The sequence below is a fragment of the Neobacillus sp. D3-1R genome (assembly GCF_052180215.1).
GTDB lineage: Bacteria > Bacillota > Bacilli > Bacillales > Cytobacillaceae > Pseudoneobacillus.
Genome location: NZ_CP197471.1, coordinates 4,148,719 through 4,161,473 on the forward strand (window position 1 = coordinate 4,148,719; position 12,755 = coordinate 4,161,473).

The 12,755-nt window shown below is 40.7% G+C and carries 5 protein-coding genes; 1 reads left to right on the forward strand and 4 read right to left on the reverse strand.

Features of this window, described 5'->3' with window-relative positions; translation table 11 throughout:
- Positions 1 to 273: 273 nt before the first annotated feature.
- The 3 genes from ACSBPO_RS20940 to ACSBPO_RS20950 all read right to left on the reverse strand — a co-directional run bounded on the left by ACSBPO_RS20940 (position 274) and on the right by ACSBPO_RS20950 (position 10,677).
- Entirely contained in the window at positions 274 to 4,881 is a 4,608-nt protein-coding gene (locus ACSBPO_RS20940) for a S8 family serine peptidase (protein WP_442596761.1), read from the reverse strand.
- Between the two features lie 457 nt (positions 4,882 to 5,338).
- Positions 5,339 to 7,954 (reverse strand): S8 family peptidase, encoded by a 2,616-nt coding sequence (locus ACSBPO_RS20945; RefSeq protein WP_442596763.1) that lies wholly within the window; start codon positions 7,952 to 7,954, stop codon positions 5,339 to 5,341.
- Positions 7,955 to 8,238: 284 nt separating this feature from the next.
- Positions 8,239 to 10,677: a S8 family peptidase gene (locus tag ACSBPO_RS20950; protein ID WP_442596765.1), complete on the reverse strand. Its 2,439-nt coding sequence runs from the start codon at positions 10,675 to 10,677 to the stop codon at positions 8,239 to 8,241.
- Positions 10,678 to 11,215: 538 nt separating this feature from the next.
- On the opposite strand from ACSBPO_RS20950, the gene ACSBPO_RS20955 reads away from it, so the two are divergent.
- The gene (locus tag ACSBPO_RS20955; protein WP_442596767.1) at positions 11,216 to 12,013 is read left to right on the forward strand and encodes a S1 family peptidase; all 798 of its coding nucleotides are present in this window, start codon (positions 11,216 to 11,218) and stop codon (positions 12,011 to 12,013) included.
- A gap of 96 nt (positions 12,014 to 12,109) precedes the next feature.
- On the opposite strand, the gene ACSBPO_RS20960 is transcribed toward ACSBPO_RS20955, so the two are convergent.
- On the reverse strand, positions 12,110 to 12,535 hold the full coding sequence (locus ACSBPO_RS20960; RefSeq protein ID WP_442596769.1) for a hypothetical protein: 426 nt from the start codon (positions 12,533 to 12,535) through the stop codon (positions 12,110 to 12,112).
- Between the last annotated feature and the right edge of the window lie 220 nt (positions 12,536 to 12,755).

The following is a 12,755-nucleotide window of genomic DNA, read 5'->3' on the forward strand; positions in this document are numbered from 1 at the left end:
GGAGTGCAAACAGGACACAAAAAACGGTCGACAATTGATAGGAGGTTTGGGCGAAGCATGGGGACGGTTCCTTTGCTCCATTAGTATCTTTTACATCTAAAATAAAAACCCCTAAATAAGGGGTTTTTCGGTGTAGCAATAAATAATGAAACATTCGCAATCCGAATAAAAGCAGCATGGGGACGGTTCTTCTGCTTCATTTATGAAGCATGAGAACCGTCCCCATGCTTCATTGAACCGCCCCCGTGATGCAAAAGAGCCAGCACTTTTGCTTTATTCAATCACTATTTCTAAATTTTCGGTTGCTTTTTGCCATTCTTCCAAAGCATCTCCATAGGATTCTCTGATTATTTTTGTAAATGAGCGATCCCATGTGAGTGATGTGCTGCTTACGGAGTCGTTTAGGACTTTGAAGTAGTAGGTTACCGCTGTTCCGGTATCTTTTAGTTCTGCTGTTGCATCCCCTTTATGTGTTGCTGCAAATTCAACACGGTTGTCTCCGTTTTTATTGGCCAGAACGATGGTGTTGCCGCCAAATAGTTCTCCCACCTGACCTCCTTGTACTTCTGTTCCATCTGCTCCCACTAATTGAAGGACCGATGAATCATAGGTGAATCCGTATTGAAGGGCATAGACTTGTTGTGTATTCGCTAAATCCACAGTTACTGGGATGATATCCCCCTTTTTCACTGTTGCTTTTTCAGTATTGAACTTGATAATAGGTGCAAACTCATTTGGAGGATTGTCTGGCAGCGGTGTCGTTTCGATACCATCCTGTGCTGCGTTATCAAGACCGAAATTTTTGATAGGGAAGGATAAATCTTTTTCATTGATTTGTCCGTCTTTATCCATATCATAATTTTCCAGTCCGAAGCTTTCGTAATAGCCATTAACCGCTTTTTTACCTTGGTGTCTCGCCACTCTTACAACATCCATAATCGTAATCTTCTCATCATATGGGTTATAGTTTTCTACATCACCTGCTTTTAACTCCCCAAAGTCCATTTGTAAATCGGCAGGCCTTAGTTTTCCGTTAACATTTTTCACAGGTTGAACCCCTGTCATCACTCCTGTAAAGTGTGATGGGAAAGTAATCACAATATCGTATTTTACCATTGGATTTAATCCGTAAATGTTAAAGCTGCCATCTCTTTCTAATGCCCAGCCGATGTCGGTTCTGTAACCATCTAACATGCCTACTCTTGCCGCTTCACCAATGCTGTAACCGCCTTTGTCTGTATAGAATACCTCTAATACAGTCCCCAATTTATCACCGTAGTTGATATCTTTTCTGAGGTTTCCATTTCCGTCTAGAAGTGCCTCTGGCTTGATGAATCCGGAGATACTACCGGCTTGCGTATATATTTCTACTGCTTTTTCACTGGCCATTAATGGTTTCTTCTCCAAGCCTTTGTTGATGTAAATGGACGGGGCCGCTTTCAGTTGATAGGTTCCGATATTTTCGATATTTTCATTGGCTGTAAATATGAGCTTGCCCGTCGAAATATTTCCGGTTACAGGAATTTCATCTTTTTTCGGTTTCATATGTTCCTTAGGTTTTTTTCGTAAGTCCGTCACCACTTTTACAGTTGTGTACTCCGTTCCTGCTTCATCCTTAAAGGTCTTCACTTTTTCAACCTCCAAGGTAGCAGCTGGGAACCCAGCAACCGGCTGTATTTTAGGAAGGGATAGAACTTTAGATGGATAGGAAACCAAATATTCTGCTCCAATCATATCCTTCACTTGGTTTGCCTGAAGGGCTACTTCATATGATTTCCCTACTTCCACATCATTACCGCCGATCAGTTCAACGGCTGTATTTTGAAGATATTGCACCTGATAGCTTTCCTCATTGGAATTGCCTGCTTTATCTTTCACACGGATTACTAATCGGCTCTCGCCGTTTGGAAAAATATTATCTGGCAGGTAAAACTCCACATGTCTTTCCGGTGTATCTTCCTCTTTTATCGTAAAAATATCTCCCTTAGACAGGAGTTTATTGCTTGTATCATATAACTCATATTCCATCGAGATTAAGCCCCAATACCAAGGGAATCCGATATAAAAATTATAATCACGATAAATGAAGACCGCATCAGACGTTATCATCCCATGAAGCTTATTTTCACGGATTAATACTGATTTTTGTCCAGATGAATTGATTTCTTCGTTATCTGCTTTGATTTCCGTTTTTTCATTAGCTACAACGAAATAAATGTCATAGTAATGAAAGTTCCCATACTGGTCTTCCGCTTCTAAAATGATAAAATAAACGCCACCTGGAACTGTTCTTTGTTCACCCGTATTCAAATCGGTAAACGAACCATCCCAATTAAAGGTATGAATCCCTTTTTTCAAATCATCATCGGTAAACGCTGTGATATCACCGTATACTTCTTCTTCTGTAAATTCACTCCATACGTACATATTCGCTGTTTTCATATCCATTAAATACTTATATTCAATGTTCGTCGATTCATTAATGCCATCATCGTTTAACGATAGATACTTTGGCTCTGCGTCCATATAAGAAATCGGATTGATGAGATTCACATTATTATAGACAATATACGGCAATTGAATTGGTTTTGCGTTTTCAGAGACTGGAGTTAAATAGACATAGCCATCGTAAATACCATTTTGGGCATCGGCTGGTATTGATATTGTCGCTGTTAAGTCAGCCGTTCCATCTGCCGGAACGGTTACTTCCTGTTGATCTAGTGTTAATACGGCAGAATATTCATTCACACTTGCAATAGATGGATTTTCATCACCGCCACCTAAGGTATAATTGAAATTCATGTCATACGATACTTTGTAGGTAGTATCTGAATCTGATAGATTCTTCAGATTGATGGTTTTGTTTGAAGATTCCTCTATCATTAACGTGCCGAAGTTTAGTGCACCTGTTCGATGTTGAACCTCTTCTTCAGCTGTTGGGCCAAGAGGGTCTTTTGAATAGCTGGCTACTTCTTGAACCTGTGCTAAAACAGGTGTGTTCAAGGCTGCCTCTGCCTGTACCCGGCCTGCCCCAATTTGCTGAACATTATATCTTCCCTCACCTGAAAGTGGAGCAATCGTTTTAGAAGTGTTCATCAGCGCTGTTTTGACATCAAAAGTATCCATATCCGGATGCGCTTCTAGCAATAGTGCGGCTAATCCGGCAATATGCGGCGCAGCCATACTCGTTCCAGATAATCGTTCATAAGCTTTATCATATGTGCCATCCGTCGATGGAATCGTGGAACGAATGTTGACACCAGGTGCCACTATGTCAGGCTTAATATCCCAACTGCCAATAACCGGTCCCTTTGAACTAAATCCGGCTAGTTCATCTCCAGGATAGCTATCAATGCTTTCTCCTGTTATGCTAAAAGTATTTTGCTCCTGCATCTTCATTTTTTCAATTAATTCACGGCCTTCATCCCCACGCATATCCAACATCGGAAGTGGGCCTTCCTGTGGGAAAGGATGATTGATATGTTCATTTATTCCATCGGCGTTAAAAACAATAACACCTACAGCACCCGCATCGCCTGCCCGCTTGTTAAGTTCACTTAGGATCGACTCCCCACGTTTAACAAGGGCGATTTTTCCAGTAAGGTCTACTCCTTCAAAATCACTAGGAAGACCGAAGCCCATGTAGACCATTTCTTTTTCAGTTTTTAAAGGTTCGATCGCTTCTGGAGTTGGATCCCATTTCATCATCCACTGTAAGGTGTATTCTTTTTCTTGGTCAGCAGTGGCGGAAGCTTTTCCCGAATAAACGGTTTGCTTGATAGGAGGGAAGCTCGCTCCAACGGAAATGGCCAATGCAGCTGTTCCAGGCGCACCTACTGTGGAATATCCATAGTCACCATCATTTCCATTGGCCACTACCGCTACTACTCCTGCTAACATCGCATTGTTAACCGCTCTGCTTGTTGGTTGATCTGGGTCGTTAACGCTATTTCCAAGGGATAGGTTGATGACATCCATGCCATCCTCTACCGCTTTTTCAATCCCGGCAATCACCCACTCATCCCAACCGCCTTGTGTTCCTAATACACGATACACATATAGATCTGACTTTGGTGCGATACCGCGTGTTCCACCTGCTTCATACGTACCACGTCCTGCAATAATTCCTGACACATGTGTTCCGTGATAGGATTCTATATGTTGCTTACCATCGTTTCCTTCAAATGGATCGGCATCATTGTCGACGAAATCATAACCGCCTTTATAAGCATCCTTTAAGTCAGGGTGGTTGTAATCGATTCCCGTATCAATAACCCCAATTTTTTTGCCTTGGCCTTCGTAACCAAGTTTCCATAATTGATCAGCGCCTATGAACGGTGCGCTGTCTGCCATGTATGGCAGATTTTTCGTTGCTGGTTCCACTGGAAGTGCCAGTTGTTTACTATTTTCATAGATTTTTTTAACATTTGGATCCTCCGCCAGCTTAGGAACATCACTAGCTTTTATCTCTAGTACCGTTCCGTTGAATACTTTTTCAAAGGATCTACCGAATTTCGCGTTGACTGCTTTTTTGTTAAGTTGTGCTTTTAGATTGGCACGCTCGTTGTTGAGTTTTTCTTTGTGCTGCGCCGCTTGGAAAGCTTGTTTTTGCTTTTTGGCTTTATGCTCTTGAACTGCTATTGGCTCTTCGTTGAACTCCACGATGACTTTTATCGTTTCGTTCGACTTCGTGTCGATGCCTTTAGCAATTTTTTTGTTCTGAACTTCAGCTAGGTGCCGTTGTAGTCTTTCTTTTGCGTTTGCTAGTTTCGTAGAATCGAGATTGCTAGATTGTTTAGCCGTTGCCGCTGGTACGGCTATTGAAAATAGCATTAGTATTGTTAACCAAATCGAAAACCATTTTTGATTTCGTCTCCTCATACTTGCCTCCGTATCGTTTATTGTGGTGTAGGGTGTTGTTTATCTAAAAAAAGCTCGCTTAGGTTTTGGAATTGTGACAAAGTCGGAAACATTGGAGATTTAGTCGGATAACTGGACAAAAAAGTCGGATAAACCGCTTCTAAAGTCGGATATCTCTCTCAAAAAAGCGGATAAGTTCTACTCTGGGGAGATCTTATCACCAAAATGGTGTGGTTTTTACCTCTGAACCTGGACTTCTGCAAAACCAAACCCTTTCCTAGGGGTTTTATCAACCGCGTTTGCCCATTTATCAACCGATTTTCGAAGTTTATCAACCGGGATAGCCCTTTTTTCAACCAATTTTCACTTTTATCAACATCACTAAAAACCTAATCACATTTCTTTTTAGAAAAACCAACCCATCAATAGGCAATCCCCCTCGAAAAGAAGGGAATTGCCTCCTATTAATCTCTTAACCTTACTTCAGCTTCACCAAGTAAACATCTCTGTCGCCTGGGAGTCCGAATACTTCTCTGAAGCCGTTGACGTAGGATTTGGTGTTTCCGGTGATGATGAATCCGCCGTCTCTTGTTTCTTGGATATCGGTTGCGAAGTCGCTATTGTCACCACCGATAAATTGTTCGCTTAGCGTATCTCCGTTTTCATTGAATTTCAGTACATACACATCTTTATTGTTTACTCCTCTTTCGTAGGACCCAGCGAGCATAAAGTTGCCATCCTTTGTCTTGATCAAGGCCATTGCTTCCTCATAGCTTTCTGATTCACCGATTACTTTGGACCAAACTGTCTCGCCCTTGGCATTTAATTTGGCATAATAAATGCTTGGAACTCCGTACTGGAAGTATCCTTCGGTAAACATTTGTGATTCGCCACCGATAATCATGTAACCACCATCGCTTGTTACTTCAATATCGGTAATGTATTCCTCTACGACGTCATCTTTTCCGTACATCTTTTCCCATTCTCGTTCTCCATTGCCATCTACTTTTATGAGATAATAATCTTTTTCACGCCCGATACCGTTCGAATACGTAGAACCGCCGATTATATATCCGCCATCAGGAGTTGCTTTCACAACTGATGTATAATCGTTACCATATCCTCCGTAGGTTTTCTCCCATACAGGATTACCTTCCAAGTCCAGTTTCTTCAACATGGCATCCCCATTATTTTCTCCAGCGACGATATATCCATCGTTTTGAACAAGTATGGAAGATGCTCCTTTATTGGTCGCATCATAGGTTTCAAACAAGTTCATTTCTCCATCTGCTGAGAGTTTAAATAGATTCATATACGCCTTACTAAAATCTGAACTATAGGAAAACGTCACGAACAAATAGCCGCCATCTTTTGTTTCCTGTAAATCTACTGGAAAATCATAACCTGGTAAAAATACTGGTTTTCTCCATTGAATTCTTCCATCTGGATATGTTTTAATCAAATAGGTATCTGCAAAAGAATCCTTTATATAGGAATCTGTCTGCCCTAGTAATAGATAGCCGCCATCCTTGGTTTGTAACACTTTCATCGCTCCGTCAAAGCCCAAGCCACCAAAATTCTTTTGCCACTCTACATTTGATGGTAAATCGATTGGTTGGTGTGGCGCCTGCACCATTCCCCCACCAAAATACACATCTTTGCCTTGCTGTCCTACTTCATCAGCTGTTTCTTTGATTTTTTGCGCTACTTTCACTGGACCAATTTTTCCATCATGGGCAATGATTAACGCCGCTACTGCTGATACTTTCGGTGTTGCCATTGATGTACCAGCCATAAAAATATAACCATCTTCCTTATAGGAGCTTAACGTTAAGTCCTCAAACCAAGTACTGTCAGGGTATCGCTCCCCATCACCACCAGGAGCCGTGACATCTACGAAACCAGCACCATAATTGGAATAAGATGCTTTCTGATCATCTGGACCAGTAGCAGAAACCGTAATTACTCCCGGCATAGACCCAGGTGCTTCCATGCCTGCTCCAATGAATTTATATCCTTGAGGGCCATACTCTTCATTTAAAAAGTCAGTTACGGCTGCTTTATTTGTTGCGTTCAAATTATCGTTTCCGGCAGCTGCTACGACTGTTACCCCATGATCTGTGGCATATTTAACGGCTCTTTTATATAAAAGGAAATCGGCAACTTCATTTCCTAATTTATACGTCTTTCCAGTTGCAGGATCGGTCCACATCGTTTGCCCCAGTACGCTATATCCGCCAAGGCTCATCGAAATGACATCTACTCCATCATCCGTTGCTCCAACAATCGCATTGGCAATGGTAGCTGTAGAAGCTCCTCCCTCTGCACCAAAAACGCGATATGCTTTGAATCCTACTTCAGGTGCAACACCTAAAATCTGCCCATTACCAGCAATGGTTCCGGCTACATGACTTCCATGTCCATTTCGGTCTTCAAAGTCATTTGGGTCACCTGTTTCTGTTAGGTCATTTTCACCAATACCTCCAACAGGAACATAATTGCGACCACCTAATAGATTTTTCTCTAAGTCTGGATGGTCCTTATCGACACCGGTGTCAATAATCCCGACCACAACGTCGTGGTTCCCTTTTTCCACCTTGTAGCTCTCCCCATTATTGGTCACTCTTTTGATATCCCACTGGTAAAAGTGATGGAGAAATGGGTAATCTTCAGGAATCGGATCTTCCCCGATTATTTGAGGTTCATTATTTTTTTCTAGAGAAAGATTAGAAGTATCGCCACTATTCATTTGTTGGTTTAATAACGATTTCGTAGTCTCTGGATTAAATTCAACGGTTTTCACCTTAGGCAAGTATTGAACCATCGTTGGCGAAACAGCCTGAACAGCGGTATTTTTTTGTAAAGTGGTAATGAGATCAGCACTTCCGGAAATTTCAATAGCTCCGATGTTGGGAAAATTTTTCAGGACTTTAGCCCCATTTTTCCCCAATAGACTTGTTACGTCACTTGGAATTTGGTTCCCTTTAAACACAACGGTTAGATGAACATTCGATGGTGCAGCTGTTTTGGCAACAGCTGGAATGCCCCCCATTACTAGTGAAGCCCCCATTAATAACGCCATAAACTTTTTCATCTTTCTTCCCCCATCCTGATCTAATCTTTTTCTCTACTCCGCTTTTTTGTCCCCCAATCGCTCGGTTTTCTCCTATGTACACGCTTCTAATAGGTGTATGACTAAAATTTATTTTCCCAACCTTTAAAATAGACTATCTATTTTATTGCCATTTTTACGACATTCAGTAGATTGGGGAAAGATACCGTTTTTATTTTTAAAGATAGTACAAAAGGCGTAGAATCAGCGATTTAATGCATAAAAGGACCGCAGCTCTACTATAGAACTGCGGCCCCGTAAATCTATTATTTAAGTTGGAAATTACCTCCGGCTAAAGAAGTCACACCTTTTTGAGTAGCATAAGCATACACATTGTAATAACCTGGTGCTAGCTTAGTGCCATTTATTTTGCCATCCCAAGTATAGATGTTGTTATAGCCTGCTGCTACATTTTCTAGATCAACAATATCACCTACATAGGCTAGCGGATTCCCTGCGGAATTTGAAGCATATACAAATATCTCTACTTTTTCGGCACCTGTTGGTAAGTACGCATAAATATCGAACTTATCACTGCTTAATTGATCGACTCCTACTGTAGTAACACGAGGATAATCCGGTTCTTTTACAAATAGGATTGTTGGAACATCAAATGTTTCAGTTCCGTTACTTACAACAATTGTTCCTTCGTAATAGCCTTGCGCAAGCTGTCCAGCATCTACCTGAACATTCATTTCAACTTGTTGTGACTGGCCAGCATTCACCTTTAGGTTATTACTAGTTGATACTTTAATAGCATCAGAGTTTTCACCAAAATCAACTTCAAAACTATAAGTTTGGCGTTCAGATGAAAGATTTTTAAGTGTGAAACTCTGTTTCTCTACTTGTTTTCCTTTATCTTTATAAAAAGTTCCAAAGGAATGGCTGCCAGGTAAAGCAAGAGTTTTTGTATTTAGGGCAACCATCACGCGGATTCCACCAGCACCTTGTGTATTATGCGGATAAACATTTCCGTTTGCATCTTTTAATTCTTCTGCTGTATTCATTAATGCCGCTTTCACGTCATCGACATTCCAGTCTGGATGTGCTTGCAGTAATAAAGCCGCTGTTCCCGCTACGTGAGGGGAAGCCATACTTGTTCCTTGCTTTGAACCATATCCATGTGGGTTCGCTGGATTGTGTGTCGGAATGGTACTTGTAATATTCACACCAGGAGCCGATACATCTGGCTTGATCATCCATGTTCCAAATGCTGGACCACGGGATGAGAAATCTGCCATTGTTTCGCCCACTCTTTTTGCGAATTCAATATTAAAGGTAACTTTATTGTTTCCTTTTGCAAGTTCAGCTAAAAGTTTTTTACCGTCTGCTTCAGTTGTTTTAATAGTTGGAACTGCCATGCCGGCTACATCTGGTGTTTCACCAGCAACGTTGTTAAAAATAATTGCTCCAACCGCACCAGCATTTTTTGCAGCTGTTGCTTTATCAACAAAAGCAATACCAGCACCGCGGCTAATTAGAGCAATTTTTCCTTTAAAGTCTTTTCCAACAAATTCAGCTGGAGAACCAAAGCCAGCATATTCGTATTCGAATTCTTTTCCATTAAGAGCAAGTAGAGCGTTATCCGAAGGGAAACCTTGTACTTTCGCAGAAGGATACGTCACGCCACCATTTGTTGTAATCGCTCCATTATAAATATTATAAGGAAGCTGTGTAGCGCCGACCGAAATCGCCTGACGGGAAGTTCCTGGAGAACCTACTGTCCAGTTATTAGGTCCGCTGTTACCGTTAGATGTTACCGCCACAACGCCTTCAGCCATCGCCCAGTCTAAGGCAATACTTGTTGCATAATCCGGATCATTCAATGAATTTCCTAAGGAAAGGTTCATTACGTCTGCGCCATCTTCCACTGCTTGTTCAATACCGGCAATTACATTTTCTGATGTTCCACGTCCACCAGGTCCTAAAACTCGGTAAACAAGTAAATTAGCATCTGGCGCAACACCTTTAATGGTTCCATTTGCTGCAATCGTTCCGGATACGTGTGAACCATGGTCTGTTGAAGCACCTCTTGGGTCACCATTAGGTGTTTCTGCTGGATCTGCGTCGTTATCGACAAAGTCCCACCCTTTATAGCTACCAAAGGCATGCGCTAAGTCTGGGTGAGTATAGTCGACACCTGTATCAATAACCGCAACGGTTACGCCTTTACCTGTGTAGCCTGAGTCCCAAGCTTGATTCGCGCCGATATATGGAGCACTCGCAAACATTTGAGGGCTAATCGCGTCCTCTTCCACCGCTTCACCGTCCCCAACGCTTGTTACTGAATATTCCACGTTAGGATAGACCGCTTTTACCCCTGGTAATGATAAAAGGGAAGGAATTTGGTTAGCTGGTAGTTCAACTGAAAAACCAGAAAACACGAAGTCATACTCCTGCTTTACCTTTGTATTTTTAACTGCTTTATTAAGGTCAGAGATTACTTGATTGCGAGCTTTTAAAAGATTGGCTTTTGATTGAGATTTTCCTTTTTGTTTGGCTTCTACGATGGATTGCTCTTTTAGTTCCACGATGACTGAGGTTTTTTGTGAGGATGAGAAGTTGAAATGACCGTATAATTGAGCTAAATCTGCAGGTGCTACATTGTTTGTTTTGGCTGTGGCTCCTATGTTGGCGCCAAATGGTGCTAATGACACTAACATCGCCGAGGAAATTAAAACCGACTTAAAAACCTTTTTTTGCATTTTCTAACAACAACTCCTTAATATTTATAATATGTACGTTCTTGAGAACCATCTCGTACACTGATAAATATTCCGTCAACTATAGTTTAATTCCTTTAAAAACTTTTCTCATTATTTAGAGTTTTCCAGTCAAAACACCAAACAAAAATCAACAATAGTTTACAAAAAAATGAAACATAGGGACGGTTCTTCTGCTTCACTAAACTAGTTAAATGAAGCAAGAGAACCGTCCCTGTGTTTCAATGCATGAAACCAGCCAAATTTGATAAAATAGGTAAAGATGGTCAGGAAAGGAAAATGGCGGTATAGGTCAAGAAACAAATGAAAAAATAGTTTAGGAAGAGAAACCTTTATAAGATATCTTTAAGGTGTTATATATAAATAAAGTAAGAAAAACATTCGGAGCAGTTCCCTTAGCACCAACCTTTATATTTAATGCAAACAAGCTACGGTTCTTCTGCTTCATTTACACCAGTTAAATGAAGCAAGAGAACCGTCCCCATGCTCCACCCATGCTTTAAGAAAGGAAAACAGTGATATGGACCAAGAAACAAATGATAAAGATGTTTTTGACGATGAGCCGCCTTTAGAGGATTTTTTTCGGGTGGAGGAGATAGATGAAAAAGCCATAAAGCGTAAAAAAAGAAGAGCCTTTTGGTTAAAATTCGGAGCTGCTGCTTTAGCATTAGCGTTTTTATTTAATGCATTGGCGGTTTGGACGAATGTGATTAATATCCCTGCTCTTCAATTTGTGAAAACGTCCTACCGATTGTCCCAACAAGAATCGATTCAAACAGCGAAGAAGGCTGTTGTCACGATACAAGGAAATGACGTCAAAGGAACTGGGTTTAATATAAGGGAAGATGGACTAATCATTACCAATTCTCATGTGATTGAAAAAATGAATAGGATTACGATTACGTTTGCAGACGGAAAGGTTTTTATAGGACAAGTCGTAAGAGATAACCCAGAGCTAGACATCGCTATTCTGGATATACCCGGAGAGAACTTGCCCGTATTGAAACTGCAAGAAGAACCAACATGGCATCCTCAAGATCATATTTTCGTGATTGGCAACCCGCTCGCTTACACGCAAATCGCCAATGAAGGCGAAATTAAAGGAAATGTCATGCTAAATGACCGTACACAGCCTGTCATCATGATCACAGCTCCCATCTATCGCGGCAACAGCGGAAGTCCTCTATTAATGGAAAATAACGAAGTTATTGGAGTTGTCTATGCTACAACCGTGCCAAAACTGTTGGGTAAGGAAAAAGCATCAGGGTTGGTTGTGCCGATTGATCAGGTGAAAGAATTGTTGGTAGGAGTGGAATAAGTATTGAATGGACAGAGAATGGACGTATCCTCTGTCCATTTTTATTGGAAAAATTATTTACAATGAGGCTGCATGTAGCAATAATAGAGGCTGTGATTACACTTGAAGATGGATTTTTAGTTTCGTTATATCTCTTTCCTGTCTAGATGTTTTGTCCCAATGAAAGTCTTGAAAAGCTACCATTTGGTTTTGCTTATTCGTAATTTCTTTAATATCTTGTTTCATTTCTACTATGTCCTGTTTGATTACTACTATATCTTGCTTCATTTCCACTATATCTTGCTTTATTTCCACAATATCTCGCTTCATTTCCACTATATCTTGCTTTATTTCCACAATATCTCGCTTCATTTCCACTATATCTTGCTTCATTTCTAGGATGTCTTCCTGCATGCTTGTTACTTGCTCACGAATGGCAGCTTGCTCTTCTGTTATGCTTATGAGTCTTTGATTCATATTACCAACCACTGAGATTAAATCTGAAATCATATTTTCTAATTTATCTAGTCGTTGCTCTATCATTTTCCCCACCTCCTTTTCTAAAATTAGTATATCATTGTAATTCTTTTTAATCTAAAAAATTTTTTTCCAATGTTAAGGATTTTGGTACTCAGCTTTTTTAAAATCTATTTTATCGTTACGATCTTTTCCATCCTAATTTTCATAGCATCTATGGCTTAGATCTTTAATTTGGCTTTTCTTTTTATTATCAGCCCCCCACCCTATCCCGCTCCCACTTGAC

Coding starts and splice junctions, on each gene's coding strand:
- ACSBPO_RS20940 (WP_442596761.1), bottom strand. CDS start 4,881: ATGAGGAGACGAAATCAAAAATGGTTTTCGATTTGGTTAACAATACTA.
- ACSBPO_RS20945 (WP_442596763.1), bottom strand. CDS start 7,954: ATGAAAAAGTTTATGGCGTTATTAATGGGGGCTTCACTAGTAATGGGG.
- ACSBPO_RS20950 (WP_442596765.1), bottom strand. CDS start 10,677: ATGCAAAAAAAGGTTTTTAAGTCGGTTTTAATTTCCTCGGCGATGTTA.
- ACSBPO_RS20955 (WP_442596767.1), top strand. CDS start 11,216: ATGGACCAAGAAACAAATGATAAAGATGTTTTTGACGATGAGCCGCCT.
- ACSBPO_RS20960 (WP_442596769.1), bottom strand. CDS start 12,535: ATGATAGAGCAACGACTAGATAAATTAGAAAATATGATTTCAGATTTA.